Source organism: Bacteroidota bacterium, assembly GCA_016714535.1.
Lineage (GTDB): Bacteria > Bacteroidota > Bacteroidia > AKYH767-A > OLB10 > JADKFV01.
Map to the genome: position 1 here is coordinate 655,489 of JADKDR010000001.1, position 17,928 is coordinate 673,416.

Genomic DNA, 17,928 nt, shown 5'->3' on the forward strand with positions numbered 1-17,928 from the left:
CGGATCTAACTTTTTGTTTACATAGAACAATAAATCATACCTTCATTTTTAGATGCAAGTCAACATTAAAGAACATAATCTTTTCTGCTCCAATATCGCAATCCAAACTTGATAAATCCGAGCTTACACCAGTTTGTAAGAATGTGTTGCATTAATATTCTTCCCTTTTGCTTTAGCATGCCAATAGTCTCATAGTAATTTTTATCTTCACCACATCTTATCAATGTGTTGCTGTGGGCAGTTGATTTTTTTAAAGGCTTACACCATACCTCATCCTAATAAAAAACTAACTAAATATAATAAAATGAAACCTTGTCCACAATGCAAATCACCTTATGCCTACGCAACGGGAAACGAATTATACGCTTGTCCCGAATGTGGTAATGAGTGGAATGCAGATGAAATTGTTGAAATAGAGAGCAATAAAATTTTAGACGCAAATGGGAGCGAACTTCAAAATGGAGATAGTGTTATCATAATTAAAAATCTACCTATTAAAGGCTCTCCTAAACATGTTAAATCAGGCACTAAGGTTAAGAATATTCGTCTAAACTTTGATAGTGACCATAACATTGATTGTAAGATTGATGAATTTGGTTCGATGGCTTTAAAATCTGAATTCGTTCGAAAAGCTTAGTTTAATAAATCTTAAATTAAAGAATATTTCTTACGTACATGATTCGGTGAACGAATATTAAAATGTGCACAACAGAACTAATCATATTATTCACAATTCCGTTTCGCGTAACTCAGGTACAAGATGAGTGATAGTAGTTGGCGCTACATTTATTTTACTTCCCAATTTAATAATTATAGCAGCTATAACAGCATTGCTCCACCAACAACAAATCCCCCAACAATCAACTCCCAATCAACCATCATCCAATCCATAAAATCTTCTTTCATGATTCGTATATCCTCTGTACTCAATTTGCATTGTTGACATTTGCCTCCGTCAAAATCTTGTCTATGCAAACCTTATCTACTACATTAAATTATTTTACAATTACATCAAGGGCGAATACCCTTGCTCAAAAAAATTTAATGAATGATGCGATTGTAATTATTCCAGTTCCGGTTTTTTTCTAAGCTCTTTTTGTTTGGCTCGTTGTCGCTTATTCGCCTTTATCTGTTGCTTCACTTCTTCGGGCATCGCTGTTGCCTTGCGTTCTTTTTTCTTATACAAAGCCGGGTAAGCAATTGTAATAATTTATCGTAAGCTAATTTTTTGTTTCCCAACTGAGTGCGTTCAGCCTGTGCAGTAATACTAATTTTGCCGTTTTCATTTAGCCGCTTAGCCAGTATCTTATTTATCAGCTGTTTTTGTTCCTCATCAAATTGACTGCTGCCGTTTATATCAAACAAAAGTTCCACTTTTGTTTCTACTTTATTTACATTTTGTCCGCCCTTACCACCACTACGTGAGGTGCGGTATTCTATTTCCGAATCAGGAATTTGCATCAGCTACTTTAAAAAAAATCGATGTAAATAATTATCAATACATCTTACCAAACCTTGCAGGGTCATACTCATGCATCATGTTATATACTGCTTCGGTAATTTGCTCAGCATTCGATTTCGAAAAATAATCACCATCGCTGCCATAAGCAGGGCGATGATCTTTACTCGATATCGTTATTGGTTTACTATCAAGATATTGATATCCATTTTTCTCATCCACTATTTTTTGCAACATATATCCTGTTGCACCACCCGTAACATCTTCATCTACTAAAACCAACTTATTCGTTTTCTTCAAACTTTCTATAATCAGATTATTGGTATCAAAAGGTATAAGACTTTGCGGGTCTATCAACTCTACACTTATACCCAACTCATTTAGTTGTTGTATGGCATCTTGCGCTACGCGCAAGGTGCTACCGTACGATACCATGGTAACATCCGTACCCACGCATAATTTTTCAGCTACTCCGGGTATTAGCGTAAACTCACCAAGGTTGGCAGGCATCTGTTCTTTAAGGCGATAGCCATTCAAACATTCAATAATAAGTGCCGGGCTGTCGCTTTGCATCAGCGTATTGTAGTATCCTGCTGCTTGTGTCATATTGCGCGGCACCAGCACATACATACCTCGCAATGCACCAAGTATAAACTGCATAGGCGAGCCGCTATGCCACACCCCTTCTAGGCGATGACCACGCGTACTCACAATAAGTGGCGCCCGCTGATAGCCCTTAGTACGATAGGTTAAACAAGCAACATCGTCCGACAATATTTGTATGGCATAAGCCAGGTAATCGAGATATTGAATTTCGGCAATGGGGCGTAAACCACGTAACGATAACCCTATACCCTGGCCAATAATAGTGGCCTCGCGTATACCGGTATCCTGTACACGCAACTCTCCATACTTTTGCTGCAAGCCTGCATAGGTCTGATTTACGCCTCCTATTTTACCCACGTCTTCGCCAAACACACACATTTCGGGATACTTATTTAACAATGCATCAAAGTTGGCAAGCAATACCTCGCGTGCATCAGCCATGTGCTGCGGTTCATGATACACCGGTGCCACCGGCTTTACGTTAAGTGCATTGCCTTCAAATTCGCTGTATAAGAAACTACTATAACGGTCATGTGCTTCGGCAGCAAAGTCATTCATAAATTGCACTGCGGCCTCTCGCGCTTCGCTGTGCTCGCCTATAGTTGCTCGCAAACATTTTTTTATTGCCACCATAATTCCTTTACGTTCAGGCTCTTTATTTTCTTCAAACTCCGCAACTACTTTATTTACAAGTTCGCCTTTACTAGTTTGTGCTGCCAGTGCATTCAATATTGTGGTCGCTCGCGCCTTATCGGCACTTACAGATTTTACAAAATTATCCCACGCATTTTTCTTTCCTGCATTGGCATTCGCCTTCGCTTCTGCTTCCAGCTTATCAAGCTCCGCATCTTCGGCCAATCCATTGCTTAGAATAAACTCGCGCATTTTTATCAGACAATCAAATTCCGATTCCCACTCAAGCCGCTCTTTCGATTTATAACGCTCGTGCGATCCACTGGTACTATGCCCTTGTGGTTGCGTTACTTCCATCACATGAAACAATGCCGGTGTGTGTGTTTCTCTGCACTCAGCCACACCTACGCTATACATCTCGCACAGGGTGGGGTAATCCCAACCCGGTGCCGAGTAAATATTAAATCCCTCTTTGGTATTTGTTCTGGCAAAACCACTCAATGCCTCGCTTATACTTTGCTTAATAGTCTGATACCTTTTCGATACCGAAATACCATACCCATCATCCCACACACTCATGGCCAAAGGTACTTGCAGCACACCTGCGGCATTCATCGTTTCCCAAAACAAACCTTCGCTTGTACTTGCATCACCTATAGTACCAAAGGCCACCTCATTTCCATTAATCGAAAAGTTTTCGAAATCGGCAGTGTTCAACTCATTGTTTTCGCGATACAATTTCGATGCATACGCCAATCCAAGCAAGCGTGGCATTTGCCCGGCAGTAGGCGAAATATCTGCCGAAGAATTTTTCATCTGCGTTTGTGGCAACCAATTGCCGGCATCGTCCACAAGGCGTGTAGCAAAGTGCCCATTCATCAACCTACCTTGCGAACACACATCGGCATCCCTATCTGTGTTGGCATACAACTGCGCAAAATATTGCTCTACTGTAAGCAAGCCTGCTGCCATCATAAACGTTTGATCGCGATAATATCCCGACCTAAAATCCCCGTTCTTAAACGCTTTAGCCATTGCCAGTTGCGCCACCTCCTTGCCATCACCAAAAATTCCAAACTTGGCCTTTCCGGTAAGCACTTCCTTACGCCCTATCAAACTGGCATGCCTGCTCAACTGCCCTATATAATAATCGTTCAGCACGGTTAGCTTAAAATCCTCGAAACTCATTTTCTCAGTATCAACTGCTGTGTTCTTTTTACGCATACTCCTTATATTTTATTTAATGCAAAATGGTCGTTTATTATTTTTTAATGATAACATGTGGGCGCACCTCTTATGTACAAAACCAACTGCGCCAATACCTGCCCCCTTTTTGTACATGCGCGGCCGGGCTATCCGCTGCTACTCCTCGTGCATCCCACAACCTTCGCATACTGCGGGGTATCCGCTACTATCCCTTGCGCAAGCCTGCTATGGTTAGTAAGTACAACATCGGGCAACAATTCTCCTAAAAATCAATACAACCCAAACTACACCACCTACTATCTAATCGGTCAAATTTACAAGTTGATTCTTACAGCCGCAAATTTTGGTGATGCAATTGTCCATGTTTGGCGTCACAGCTATGCGCTCCAATCATAGACTAAAATTTCCCTTTTTCATCTTTCTTACTCACATTTAATACTTGTTTACGTATTGTAATTAAACTCTAAAAATTTATCACGATGAAAAAACATATTATTTTAACATGCCTTGCATTTCTGTTCGCTTTTTCGATACAAGCACAATCTAGTTTTACTAATGCTGTCTTAGAATGGTATAATGCAGGCTATAACTTAGCTCCAGTGCCGCCACCAGGCACACCGGGCATTGTTGGGCCCGACTATGGTTGCCTCCCATTTACAGGGAGACAAACTTGGTTTTACTCACCAGCTTGCTACGATCATAGTTTAAATTCTATTAAGATTTATAGCATCTTATATTCCAATTCGAATTCAGATTCACTAGGAATTATTATTTATGGACCATTTAACTCTAAGGTTACTAATGCTACCGACTTCAACAGTAGCAAAATATTATTTTGTGGCACGTTTGATGTTGATATTGGAAGCACAATCGATTTTTACCCTCAAGATTCACTTATGGCGCCAAATTATTATTACTACGTTATTACAGCCAACAATTCTTTTGATAATGCAGCAACAGCATTGAATATTAATTTACCCTTTCAAATGAAAGAACATCCTTGCTTTGAATGCAACGATAAAGTATCACAAATAGAAGTGCCTAACTTTTGCTATTTAGGTGTAGATACCGCAATAAACAAATGTGAGTTGATTTGGGAAGACAAACCAGGTCAAAATGCTCAAGGAACTATTATCTTTGGTCAATCTAATAGTCTTACTTACGACTCCATTGCTACCATAACAATAGATAGCCTTAGCACATTTGTAGATTTAACCTCAAGCCCGAGCCAACATTCGTTTAGATACAAAATACAAGCGGTTGATTCTTGTGGAAATTATCTTGCTGGCAATATTGTCAAAACATTGGCAACAATACATTTATTATCTTTCCCAGGTGGCAACAATCAGGCACAATTGCTTTGGAATGCATTAATAGGTTCACCTTATTATTACATCTTCCGAAATTCTAATGGCAGTGGATGGCAACTCATAGATAGCATTGGCACTATTAATCAGGTTATTACCTACACCGATATTTATGCACCGCAAGGTAGTAATCAATATACTATTGGAATTCTGCAAACTGGCCCATGCACAGCAAGCAAAGTATCGAGCAATGCTTACATCTTCTCGAATGTTACTACCACCCTTGTTACGGCCACGGAAGAACTTACCAATAGTAACCGTATTTCTATTTATCCAAATCCATCAAGTACACATGCTATTATCGATTGGTCGTACCTCACCGATGAATCTGTAACCATTACCATATACGATTTGAAAGGACAAATGCATGCAATGCATAATAATGTTACCAATCGTAAAATGGCCTTATATACCTCTGCATTACCCAAAGGAATTTATTATGTTAACATTGCAGGCAGCAAAACTTACAAAAGCAAGTTGGTGGTGGTACAATAATTTTTTAGAATGAACTATGCTTAGTGCTAAGTTGGTCTGATTAAATACACTCCTCATTCGTTCATAACAAAATTCTTTTAGTTAGTGTACCTGATATACTCCATCAAAGGATAAAATGCAAAAAAGAGGCTTACGGGCCTCCTTGCTCTGTTAATTGAATATTTTAAAAAAAGGTAGCCTTATTTTTTTACAAACTTACTTTCGCTGCCATTTGCAAAAATAACAGTGTAAACACCTACCGGTAAAGTCTGTATATCAATATTGTTGGTTGCTGTAAATTTCAAAACTTCTTTTCCTTCGGCATTTTTAACTGTACCTGTATTACGCTCTATAAAATTCAGTTTATCAACAGCCGGATTAGGAAATACTAAATCTTCTTTTGATTCAGATTCTGTAACGTTAGAAGTTGCAATCGACTTATTGCTTGATTGTACCATTGGAAATATTTTGGTTGCCAAACATAACTGTCCACCCTGCACTAAATTGGCACTTCCATTTATTAAACCATTTGCTGCTGAGTGTGCTTGCACATCAAACAATAATACAACTTCGCCTGGCTTGGTTTCAAATAAGTTTGTTACATCCAATATTCCTGATGATTCCCAATTGCCTAAATCAGTAATTGCAACATCCGATTGCATAAAAGGTACAGCATTACGATCCATTTCAAGTATACGTGCCATAGCGCCAGACATTGGGTCAAGCTCAAACACAGAAGCTTCCATGCCGCTTGTTAATCCAAATCCTGTTACTGATTTGTCTTCTTGCAAATACACCATTCCATTAGATGCCCAAGTTAAATTGTCGGGTGAGCGCAAACCAAAATCAGGACCTGAAAATAAACCACCACCAGCATCATTACCATCGTACACTACTTTTAAACTTGCTTCAATGTTGTCTATTTGCGATAATGGCATATTTAATTTTGCCATAAGGCTGCTATCGTTAAAGTCAATTAAATAGGTTGTACCCCAGCTATCAACTCCATTAAATATAGAGCTTAAACCTGTAGAGGCAAAAATAACCTGCGTAGGGTCATTTGGATTTGTCTCCACATCTTCGGGACGTGAAAATTTAAAATAATTTTTAAGGTTAGCTAACGAATCTTGCTGTGTTTGAAAAGGGAATCCAAAAGCATCGAAACCTGCAGTTCCTTTCAATGCTGGTAAAAAATGATCGAACTTTACAAAACGTCCGTTTCTGATATTGCCTGTACCATTAAAGGTGGTATAGTCACGCTCTCCATTTACTGCAAAGTCGTCAGACACCACACGTACAACTGCCCATTGGCAAGTCCATTATTTTTCAAAAAGCTAAGGTTTACCGGATAGTTTTGAGCAACGGTACCTTTTTCGCCAACATACAACAATAATGGAGCACCACCACGGTCGTCAGCAATTATCATGACTACCTTGTTGGTACCATAATTAGCAATAGCAGCAACATTCTCGTAGCCGGACGACCCATCATTGGCACAACATAAATATCGCGAGCATTTACATCAAGTGCAGCCATCTGTCCATTTGATGTTTCTTCACCTGCAAAGAATACATCACGTGTAAATCCTAAAGCTCCAGCCTTTATCCCAGTTGCTGAACATAAACGAGAAAAACCATCGTTTGGTCCGGTGCTTGAGCCTTCATTGATTTGTGATGCATTGGTAACTATTTTGCCAAAACGATCAAAAACACGATCGTAAGCTAACGACATCTTTTTTATTGTGCGAGTCTTTCTAAATATATCAACACTGGTAATGCGAGCCCCGGTTAATGGTGTTCCATTTGATAAGGAATACGTATAACCTTCATTTCCGCTTAACTCGCTATTCACTAGCACTTGCACGCGATATGGGCTACGGTAAAACGCACCAATACCATCCAATATACCTGGCAAACGATAACCAAGTTCAGCACTATTTACATCTTGCATGGCATTGTTAGTTTCGCCTACTGTAACAAGTGGGCGCACTTTCCAATTGTTCTTGATGTTTTTTGTTACACCTTTCATCATTGGCGTTTCTTCGGTAACAAAGCCTTGCGACATTGCTACATTTGAACTTAGAGCTATTGCTGTAGCCATAAGTGTTTTAATCAGGAATTGATTTTTTCTCATAAATTTTTTTTTGAATTAATAAATTACGGTTGCAATATTCGCATGCTTGTATTAGGCAATCATTGTTCTAAATTTATCTATATATTATTATCCAAAATAAATTTTATTTAGATGAAATAAAAAACAAACCATTCCCAAACCTTTGTGTAGGTGGCATTTCAAGCATTCATGCTTGTCAAATTGAATTTGACTTTAGAATTTGGAATGTTAATAGAAAATTTAATGATGATTAATTTAGTGGTTTGTTAAAAACTATTGAGCAGTTAAAGTCAATGCCTTGTGCAAAAAAAATCTATCCGCGGTTGGAATTCCTGATATGTGAACCTGTTATATAAAAAAACCAATCATCGAAAATGCTTGTTTCTCGTAACTTTGACATGGCTTGCGGAACATGTCGAGCAGCTAAAAAACCAAATCAACTTAAATACCTTGCCACTAACGGCATCCTGCGGCCCAAACCAAATGCATGAGGCGATACACGCAAAACTGGTGCAAACTGAAAACGTTTATACTCATTGTTATTCACCATACGCAAAATACGTTTTACTAACGCCTCATCGTAACCCAGTTTAATTATCTTGTCTATACTCATGCGCTGTTCTATATACTCAAACAGTATCTTATCAAGTATATCATAATCGGGTAGCGAATCGCTGTCCTTCTGATTAGGTCTTAGCTCGGCTGAGGGCGCTTTATGGATTATCGTATGTGGAATTATTTCTTCCGTTTCATTTATAAAACGGGCAAGTTCATACACCTTGGTTTTGTACAAATCGCCAATTACCGAAAGGCCACCGCACATATCGCCATATAAGGTACCATAACCTACAGCCAACTCACTCTTGTTGCTAGTGTTAAGTAATATATATCCATGCTTGTTACTTATAGCCATTAACAGCACACCTCGTATACGTGCCTGTATATTTTCTTCGGCAATGCCAAAGGGCATTGCCTTAAACAATTTTTGCAACGCAACCAAAAACTCATCAAAAATAGTTTTGATAGAAATCAACTCGCTTGCAGTTCCAAGCTTTTCAATCATGCGCTCGCTATCGCTCACACTGCCGCTACTCGAGTATTGTGAAGGCATCATTACCGGCAATACATTCTCTGCTCCCAAGGCCTTTACAGCAAGGTAATACACCAATGCACTATCAATACCACCACTCATACCAAACACGGCCTTCTTAAAACCCATTTTCTCAAAATAATCGCGAATGCCAAGCACCAGGGCATCATGTATTCTGCGTATTCTGTTTTCTTCTACCTCCGGGTTATTGCCATCATAAGTAAGCAAATGTTCGCACGTTGTAAGAGCAATATTGTTATTGCCTACTTCAACATCTACTATGGTTATATCTTCTTCAAAATCATTGGCACGATACAACACCTTAGCATCACTATCCATTACCAGTGAATTTCCATCAAAAATTAAATCCGTATTGGCTCCCACTTGATTTACATAAATTAATGGCAAACCATACTTGGCAATATTCTTCTTTAAAATCTGGTGCCGTGTTTCCGAGTGTTGGTAGTTGAAAGGCGATGCCGCAATGTTTATCATTAGCTGTGGCTGTTCCAATATTAGCGTATCCATAGGGCATGATTTATACAGGGGGTCATCTTCCAAATTCCACAGATCTTCGCAAACGGTAATGGCAAGCTTTACACCTTTATAATCAACACACTTAAACTCGGTAGCAGGTTCAAAGTATCGGTATTCATCAAACACATCATAGGTTGGCAGCAACGCCTTGTGTGCCACATGAGCCACCTTACCATCGGCAAGCAGGTAAGCAGAATTGTAAAGGTTTTTACCTTCAAGTACCGGGTTATGAGTAGGTGCACCTACCACTGCTGCAATACCGTTGCAATGTAAGGCTATGCTGTCAACAGCTGCTTTGCAACGATTTATAAAATCATCAAATTCTAGAAAATCAAGTGCAGGGTAGCCACAAATGCTCATCTCCGAAAAAACAACAAGGTCGCATCCTGCCACCTTGCATCGTTGTATGGCATCTATTATTTTTTGAGTATTGCTCTCAAAGTTAGCAATATGAAAGTTTAATTGAGCTAAGGCTATCCTCATTACAAACGAAATATTTTTATGCAAAAGTAGGAAAAGCAAACTTGATAGTACAGTAAACAAAACATCCCGTGCAGTAACTGCACGGGATGCCCTAAAAATTTATCGGATGTGCTATTAAAATAACACGCCCACGCTTACTCCAATGTTGTTCGTATTTACCTTGGCATCTTTAGTTTCTAAACGATTTGCCGGCTTCGACTTGGCATCAAGTATATCGGTAAATCCATTATTCCAATAAATGCTGCCCACCAACCAGGTGCTGCCACTGATATTGTATTCAGCTCCTCCACCTATATGTAGTGCGGTGTGAAAACCCACCAGGCTTTCGTTAAACTTCTTGTTCTCTATGGTTTTGCCATCATATTCCAACTTCGAATTGCCCTTTATGTTATACCCAATACCTAAACCAAACAAACCGAAGTATTTAAAGTGGTTAATTTCTTTAGTTGACATCTTAAGGCAAATAGGCAGTTCAAGGTACTGACTGGTAATATTCCAATTGTAATTGGCACTGGTCATCGAATCTATTCCATTTATACTTTTTCTTAGCGTATCAAGGTAAGTTAGTTTACCTCCGCGGTACATTACATGTATTCCTGAACTAAGCGCCAGATTTTCGTATAACTTAATTTCAAATGTTGCTCCGTAGGTAAAGCCCATTTTTATGCCATCGCTTTCAATGGAATCGGCATTCGATTTTAGCCAGTTAAACATGAGCGGGGTTACGGTTAATCCATATCTGAATTTCTGTGCGTACGTTTGTGTCGACATGGAAAATAGAACAAATGCGATAATTAGTTTCTTCATCATAATTTATAATTTGAATTGATTTTTTTAACGTTGATTAAAATATGGCGCAAGTTTACTTATTTAAGTTTAAATACACATTTTTGCCTCAAAATTTTCTTTGCTGAATAGAAACACAAGCATTCGTTTTATGAGCCACCAAATTTATTATTTCCGGCATTGCATATTTTATGCCATACTGTTGCTTGCCGGGTGCAAAAGTAATCCACTCGAAATCGATGTTTCGCAAATAACTTCGGAGGCGGTTATTAAACAACTGGATAATGACCTGTTTAAACAAGACAGCATTACCTATGACACCCTTTCTGAACTGCGTGCCAACTACAAAGACTTTTTCGACATTTATTGCAACCGCATGTTGCGGCTGCCAATAAAAAACGACACCATCCTGCTTGACGCTCTAAATAAATTTATCAGTGACAGAGATGTAAAAACTATCAAAAGCAAAACTGATTCCGCCTTTTCGCAAATGGATGATATACAGGCACAGTTAACAGATTTTGTAAAGCACTACACATATTACTATCCGCAAAAGCCTGTCCCTAATTTTATTTCCTACATCTCGGCATTTAATTATGCTACCGTAACAGTAGACAGCAGCATTGGTATCGGGCTCGATTTTTACCTCGGAGCAGATTGCGAATTTTATCCTTCGCTTCAATTTCCAAATTTTATGATTCGCAAACTATCGCGCCAATACATTGCTCCCAACTGCATAACCGGATATTTTCAAAAAGAATATCCGCAGGATTTAGCAAAAAATCAATGCATGGACTACATGATATATTACGGCAAAATGTGGTATTACCTGCAAGCCATGGCTCCTTCTATGCCCGATAGTATTCGGTTTGGCTATAGCCAAACCGAAGTGGAATTTGCTGCAAAAAACGAAAAGAATATTTGGGCAGCTATGATTGAGAATAAGTTATTGTTCAGTACCGATTATAAAACGTTTATGAAACTGATAAGCGATGGGCCAACAACTAGCGGTTTTCCCGAAGGCTCGCCACCAAGGCTGGGATGCTACATCGGTTATAAAATTATAGTAGCCTACTTAAAAAACAATAAGGATATTACGCTTACTCAACTCATGAGTAATACCGATCATCTAAAAATATTTAATCAGTCGGGGTATAAACCTTGATTTTAAAACAATAAATCTCATATTAAAAAATGAAAAAATCGAAAATTGAATTTGATATACAATTAGACGAAACGCACACGCCTGTTCTTATTAACTGGAGTGCCACCGACTCGGGCCTCGAAGGCATAAAAAATGCAAAGGCCTTATTGCTAAGCGTTTTTGATGCGCGCGAGCAAGGCACCTTACGTATTGACCTCTGGACAAAAGAAATGATGGTTGACGAAATGCAACAGTTTATTTATGAAACCATGCGTAGCCTTGCCGATACCTATGTACGTGCCACTGGCGAAAAAGAAATTGCTGATGATATCCGCAATTTTTCAGAATCGTTTGGAAAGAAAACCGGCTTACTTAAATAATAATCATCAACCATGGAGACTAATCTAAAATCGTTATTCCTGCTAACTCCAGATGTTACTTATCTAAACTTTGGTTCGTTTGGTGCATGCCCCAAACCAATTTTTGATAGCTATATAAAGTATCAATATGAACTAGAATCGGAACCGGTACAATTTTTTACAACGATTGGCCCCAAATATTTAAACCAAAGCAGAGTGTCCCTTGGTGCGTATATCCACTGCCATGCAGATGATGTGGTAATGGTGCCCAACCCATCGCATGCCGTAAACCTTGTAGCACGAAGCCTGCACCTGCAACCCGGTGACGAAATTCTTACTACCAACCTCGAATACGGTGCTTGCGACAAAGCATGGGATTTTATTTGTACCGCAAGCGGTGCAAAGTATGTGCAACAGCATATATCCCTACCATTAACAACGAAAGAAGAATTTGTTGCAGAATTTTTTAAAGGTCTTACATCAAAAACCAAGTTGGTTTTTATAAGCCACATTACTAGTAGCACCGCCCTGCGATTGCCGGTTGAAGAAATTTGTACCGAAGCCAAAAAACATGGCTTGCTTACTTTTGTTGATGGAGCGCATGCACCCGGGCATGTGCCATTGAACATGCAACAATTACAAGCTGATTTTTATACAGGAGCTTGCCACAAGTGGATGATGACGCCCAAAGGTTGTTCGTTTTTATACACACATAAAGAAAGCCAACATCTGCTCGAGCCTTTAATCGTTAGTTGGGGATATAAGGCACTGTTTCCATCGCACTCACAATTTATAGACTTGCATCAGTTTAACGGCACACGCGATTTTTCTGCTTACCTTACCATTCCTGATTCTATCCAATTTATGGCTGACCATAATTGGGAGCATGTAAGCAACGGTTGCAGGCAACTGGTAAAAAACCATGCTTCCGTCTTAGCCGAACTATTACAAACCCAACCGCTGGCACCTTTAACGGACGATTTCATTTTACAAATGCTTAGTCTTGAACTAAACACATCGGAACCAGAAAAATTTCAACGCCATTTATTCGAAAAATATAAAATAGAAATTCCAGTAATGCGCCTGGGTAGCAAAGTGTATATTCGCTATTCTATCAATGCGTTTAATAACGCCATCGATTTAGAAAAATTGCATGCTGCTCTTACAACAGAAATGGCGAGCAGAAATTTCATATCATAACTGGAGTTTGGCTTATTATACTATTGTGTTGCAGTAGTAACACTTCCATTAATTGAATTATTATTGTCTGTTTAGCAGTTACTATTTTATAGCTAACGATGTTTGATGCTTTCATTAAAAAGAGAGGAATTGAATGTAGAATTAGGGCGGGGCGCGAAGCGCCCCGCCTTCCTGTTTTTGCAACGTATATCGTATTAGTTATAAGTTATCCAACAACAGAAAAAGAAGCATGTCATCCCAACAAGTACAATTCTTCAAACTTCAAACTTTTACCTTCAAACTATTTTTTGCTTTATATTACATTCTTTTACTTTTGGCTTGAACCAAAAGTAACAAAAGTTCAAGGCTTCATAAATTTTTTGACATCTGCACTTTTCAGATTTTTGCCCACAACCCGAGCCATTCGCACCACCCACCTCCTGCCCTTAGCTCATTCGCGGATTGCTTGGCGCAAGCCTGCCAGCTAATCTTCAAAGGCATCTGTTCAAATAAATTTAATAAGGCCGGTCGCTGGCTTTTTGAAGGTGCTTCTGCCTTATGTTGGTTTTTTCATCAACAAAATAAATGTGATAACTCAAACCAGAATCAAACTTCCATCTTCAAACTATCATTCTTCAAACTTCCATCTTCAAACTTTCAACTTTAAACTTCAAACTAATTTTAGCAACGTATATCGTATTAGTTACAACTTCACCAACTTCCTGCTTACTCCCTCAATATTTACCACATACACACCCGGTGGCCATGTGGCAGTTGAAAGGGATATGGTGCTTTTATTTTGGTAAGTAAGTGTTTGCATTGCAATGGTAGCACCTTTCATGTTTTGTACATGTAGCTGGTATTTTTCTTTGGTAGCATGTTGCAAGGTAATGTAAACCAAATCTTGCGCAGGGTTGGGATAGAGGTTAAAACTGGCTAAGCTCATTTCTTGTAATTGTGCCGGGTTAGGGATGTACCATTTGGATACCCAGATGTCGTACTTCCAGGGAAAGCCAACTGTATCAATCGAGCTAACTCCAATATCATAATTATCGCCCGAATCAACAGTTGTTGCTAATATGAAAGTACTATCGTTTAACACAATTACATTACCATATTCATTGCCAAGGCCTCCTATTGTTTTATCCCAAATAATATTGAGTGCCGAATCCATACGGACCAACCAAATATCATAATTAGTAACTTGCTGATTTCCTTTTGGGTTTTCTGATTTTTCAAACCCTGCATGTGAATTGGACGAGCAAACAAGTAAGTAACCCTTATCCTGCATTTCAATTATTTGCCTGACGTTATCATTTATATCGCCACCAAATCGTTTTTCATTTAGGATATTTCCACTTGCTGTATCAATCGTATATATCCACGCATCCCATGCGCCTCGAGCACTTGTATCAGTAACACCATCATTGCAAGGTTCAAATATCCCTTGTAATGATGACAAACCTAATGTAGCACCAATCACTAAATTACCTTGACTATTTAATATGGCAGTAACAGGTAAGTCATCGGCTTTTAAACAACCGTATCGTTTGTCCCAAATCTTTTTTCCAGAAGAGTCAATTTTTAATATCCAGTTGTCTAACTTAAAATAAGTGGGATCAAATTTTTCTGAAAACGAGGAATCACTTACATCTCCCGATTTCTGCCCTTCTGTACGACCAATTATTATATAACTATAATCTGACAATGGAATAATTGAAGATATATAATCAATCCCTGTAGAACCGTATTTTTGATCCCATATCTTTTTTCCATTTTTATCGCACTTTACAAACCAGATATCATCAAAAAAACCTACATTGGTATCGGTTAAATCATGCCCCGGATTTAAACAATCTGCATACCCTCCTAATAATATACTGCTATCTGGTGCTTCTGCTATTACATAAAAATTATCAAGACAATTGGTGCCTAATCTTCTATTCCATACCAATTCGCTATCAGTAGTCAATTCCACCGTCCATCCATCATAATCATTCTGGTAATTATTTTGCGATTTCTCACAACTCTGTTTAGAATTTGAAAAGCCGGTTATTAATAAATTACCATTTTGCCTATGATACATACAAAAACCACCATCAGAGTTTGTTCCTCCTAAGGTCCTATCCCATATTTGATTGCCATTGCTGTCTAACTTAATTATCCACATATCGTGCGGAGGAATGGTAGTATCATTTAGAATGCAATTAGGGTCAGTTTTTGTGCCTGATGGCGAACCTGAAATTGAAATAGCAGCAAGGTATATATTACCAATACTATCTCTGTAAAAAAAATTGTTAGACGATTGGTTACCATCCACACTTTGACTCCCTAACATTTTTTCCCAAACCTTAACAAATGTTGGCTGGCTTAAAATAAAATTCGGAAAAAAAAACAATAAGAAAATTATCGCCCTGGTTTTCACAGCTTAAGTACTTTTACGGTATTCGGGGCACCATTTGCATCTAAGTAGCTTAACAAGTAGAATCCATTATTTAATGCTTGTAATTTGTTAACCTCCATTTTATCTGCATCTAATACTACTTTGCCTTGTATATCAATTAAAGACATTATTTTGGTCGCATTACTTAAATTTACTGAAATAAATTGATCATTCAATATTTCATAATTCACAGAAGTATGTTGCATATCACCTGACTTTAGATTCGCACCCGACTGTACTATTTTATAGTATATGTTTGTTGATGGTGGTACTAGGGCAGGAGCAATCCATGAATATAAAAAACTTTCGCTTAACTCTCCACTAATGGCAATACCATGACATTTGTCAATCACGTTTGCTGGAACACGATAATATTCGTTCTGCGGCAAATTTCCTGTTTGTGAGCAATATGGCTTGCCATTTAAATTTCTTGCATAGAATGAAGCACATGATGTATAGCCACTAAAAGGGTCAGTAAAATTAAATGCTATACACATGATTTGCTTGGAAAGTGGATTTACAAGGCCACTTTTTCTTTCGTAACTTACAACTGGTAAGATACTCGTGCTACCTAAATCCGAACTAATGTTTGGCAATGTCTTTGGTGGTATATTGTCGAAAACACACAACCCATCTGTATAAGTATTATCAGTAGTTTGAATTAATAAATTTGGTGAATTGGTTATATAATCATAAAAAGTTGTAAATCCTTTAATATTGCCAGACCCACCTGAATAAGCACTCCATACTACGGTAAATCCTTCTTGTAAATAAGATATTGAAGTAGCTCTGCGATGGCGCGCAATACGTGGAGTTGTATAGATAGTACCCGATGGCGATGGTTTGATGTAAGCAAGTGTATTACTTAAACTACTGTATGTGCAATTTATCCAATCTGTTGATTTAAAATCGTTAGGAATACAAACTATCCCGCTTGAATTTGGATAAGCACTACAACTAGTTCCAACAAAAGTAATTCTAGCCTGCATTTGAATATCTACAACAGACGGGATAGGGAGCTCCATAACCGCAACATCCGGAAAATAATAAGGGGGATTCACAGTGCTTCCACTTATTGGATCATTGAATAATGGAAATTCATAATTTGTCATACAAATAGAAATAGAATTGTTTGCTATTCCTCCTGAAGCACAAAAATTTTAATTACTCAGTATTGTTGGGTTGATCCCAAACAACAAAAAAATGTTCTGATTGATCACTATCTATTTGGATGTCTGTATAAATTCCGTTTCCATTGCCTAAAGTGGTATTAGACACAAACGTAAATGTTTTATTTATGGGATTAAATTTATAAGCTAGTAATTTGGGGATAGAAACATCTTTATATGCAATTAGAACAAACCAATTATTAGGCCGTAGTAAAATACATACATCAAGATCATTCATGTTATAGGGAATATTAAAAACATCTGTAAATATGGTGCCATTATTATTGTATCGCCATTGAAAATAACTTGCGCCATTGACACCAGCCCAAGCAACAATGCTAAATTCCGTATTCACGCCATTTACATTTCCAATAAAAATATCATTGCTTGTTTGGTAAGTAGTCGGGAAATTAATTTGGCCAGAAGAACTTTGGCAAATAGTTTCAGGAATTGATGCTGCCCTATATTGCGCTACCATCACATTAGAAATTAAACAAAGAGCAACTAAGATTGCCCCCCCCCGCAAATGACGTGCCAGTGCGGGTTTCTGGCTTAGCGGATTTTTTCATATTATTAGATTTTTAAAATGATGTTGTAAAGTTATAAAAGTTTTTAAGTTGGCAAATGTTTTTTCTTGATTGTTGGAAGATGTAGTTTTGGGGTGGGTGAGTAAATATATGTTGTACTTGAAGTTTTGCATGTTAGGGAGGACACCAACTTGGGCTGCAGTGTGATAATTAGGCAAGCTTTGATGGTACTGCCAAAAATAAGCACCATAAGAAATACAATATCAAAAATGTTGTACGCGGACAAAGAGGCCAAACTAACGCAATAACATTCTACTCCAAAACAATGCGGGCGAGCCTTTGGCTCGCCCGCAA

16 protein-coding genes are annotated in these 17,928 nt (G+C 38.2%); 6 read left to right on the forward strand and 10 right to left on the reverse strand.

Going from position 1 to position 17,928, the window contains the following annotated elements:
* The first annotated feature begins 304 nt into the window (after positions 1-304).
* A complete protein-coding gene (locus IPO27_02755; GenBank protein MBK8845521.1) occupies positions 305-637 on the forward strand; it encodes an alkylphosphonate utilization protein in 333 nt (110 codons plus the stop codon).
* A gap of 500 nt (positions 638-1,137) precedes the next feature.
* Here IPO27_02755 and IPO27_02760 read toward each other — a convergent pair whose 3' ends face one another.
* Both IPO27_02760 and IPO27_02765 read right to left on the reverse strand, forming a co-directional pair.
* Positions 1,138-1,461 carry an aminoacyl-tRNA hydrolase gene (locus IPO27_02760; protein MBK8845522.1) on the reverse strand — a complete coding sequence of 108 codons (324 nt, stop codon included), beginning with the start codon at positions 1,459-1,461 and terminating at the stop codon, positions 1,138-1,140.
* Positions 1,462-1,495: 34 nt separating this feature from the next.
* Positions 1,496-3,922 carry a transketolase gene (locus tag IPO27_02765; GenBank protein MBK8845523.1) on the reverse strand — a complete coding sequence of 809 codons (2,427 nt, stop codon included), beginning with the start codon at positions 3,920-3,922 and terminating at the stop codon, positions 1,496-1,498.
* 461 nt (positions 3,923-4,383) lie between these two features.
* Between IPO27_02765 and IPO27_02770 the strand changes: the two genes are divergently transcribed.
* Positions 4,384-5,766: a T9SS type A sorting domain-containing protein gene (locus tag IPO27_02770; GenBank protein MBK8845524.1), complete on the forward strand. Its 1,383-nt coding sequence runs from the start codon at positions 4,384-4,386 to the stop codon at positions 5,764-5,766.
* 179 nt (positions 5,767-5,945) lie between these two features.
* On the opposite strand, the gene IPO27_02775 is transcribed toward IPO27_02770, so the two are convergent.
* The 5 genes from IPO27_02775 to IPO27_02795 form a co-directional block, all read right to left on the reverse strand.
* A complete protein-coding gene (locus IPO27_02775) occupies positions 5,946-7,034 on the reverse strand; it encodes a T9SS type A sorting domain-containing protein (protein MBK8845525.1) in 1,089 nt (362 codons plus the stop codon).
* A complete protein-coding gene (locus tag IPO27_02780; GenBank protein MBK8845526.1) occupies positions 7,013-7,171 on the reverse strand; it encodes a hypothetical protein in 159 nt (52 codons plus the stop codon). Before IPO27_02780 ends, IPO27_02775 begins: the two co-directional genes overlap by 22 nt.
* A 2-nt stretch (positions 7,172-7,173) precedes the next feature.
* Positions 7,174-7,878 carry a hypothetical protein gene (locus IPO27_02785; GenBank protein MBK8845527.1) on the reverse strand — a complete coding sequence of 235 codons (705 nt, stop codon included), beginning with the start codon at positions 7,876-7,878 and terminating at the stop codon, positions 7,174-7,176.
* 415 nt (positions 7,879-8,293) lie between these two features.
* Entirely contained in the window at positions 8,294-9,967 is a 1,674-nt protein-coding gene (locus IPO27_02790; protein MBK8845528.1) for an NAD+ synthase, read from the reverse strand.
* Positions 9,968-10,081: 114 nt separating this feature from the next.
* Positions 10,082-10,777, reverse strand: coding sequence for a PorT family protein (locus IPO27_02795; GenBank protein ID MBK8845529.1), 696 nt, complete (start codon positions 10,775-10,777; stop codon positions 10,082-10,084).
* Between the two features lie 127 nt (positions 10,778-10,904).
* Between IPO27_02795 and IPO27_02800 the strand changes: the two genes are divergently transcribed.
* From IPO27_02800 to IPO27_02815, 4 genes are all read left to right on the forward strand, one after another.
* Entirely contained in the window at positions 10,905-11,918 is a 1,014-nt protein-coding gene (locus tag IPO27_02800; GenBank protein MBK8845530.1) for a hypothetical protein, read from the forward strand.
* Positions 11,919-11,947: 29 nt separating this feature from the next.
* Positions 11,948-12,277, forward strand: coding sequence for a gliding motility protein GldC (gldC, locus tag IPO27_02805; GenBank protein ID MBK8845531.1), 330 nt, complete (start codon positions 11,948-11,950; stop codon positions 12,275-12,277).
* Between the two features lie 12 nt (positions 12,278-12,289).
* Positions 12,290-13,456 carry an aminotransferase class V-fold PLP-dependent enzyme gene (locus tag IPO27_02810; GenBank protein ID MBK8845532.1) on the forward strand — a complete coding sequence of 389 codons (1,167 nt, stop codon included), beginning with the start codon at positions 12,290-12,292 and terminating at the stop codon, positions 13,454-13,456.
* A gap of 98 nt (positions 13,457-13,554) precedes the next feature.
* The gene (locus tag IPO27_02815) at positions 13,555-13,923 is read left to right on the forward strand and encodes a hypothetical protein (GenBank protein MBK8845533.1); all 369 of its coding nucleotides are present in this window, start codon (positions 13,555-13,557) and stop codon (positions 13,921-13,923) included.
* Between the two features lie 215 nt (positions 13,924-14,138).
* Here the strand turns inward: IPO27_02815 and IPO27_02820 are convergent, their stop codons facing one another.
* The 3 genes from IPO27_02820 to IPO27_02830 all read right to left on the reverse strand — a co-directional run bounded on the left by IPO27_02820 (position 14,139) and on the right by IPO27_02830 (position 17,525).
* Positions 14,139-15,773, reverse strand: coding sequence for a T9SS type A sorting domain-containing protein (locus IPO27_02820; GenBank protein ID MBK8845534.1), 1,635 nt, complete (start codon positions 15,771-15,773; stop codon positions 14,139-14,141).
* A gap of 83 nt (positions 15,774-15,856) precedes the next feature.
* The gene (locus tag IPO27_02825; protein ID MBK8845535.1) at positions 15,857-16,990 is read right to left on the reverse strand and encodes a hypothetical protein; all 1,134 of its coding nucleotides are present in this window, start codon (positions 16,988-16,990) and stop codon (positions 15,857-15,859) included.
* 52 nt (positions 16,991-17,042) lie between these two features.
* On the reverse strand, positions 17,043-17,525 hold the full coding sequence (locus IPO27_02830; protein ID MBK8845536.1) for a hypothetical protein: 483 nt from the start codon (positions 17,523-17,525) through the stop codon (positions 17,043-17,045).
* Positions 17,526-17,928: the final 403 nt, after the last annotated feature.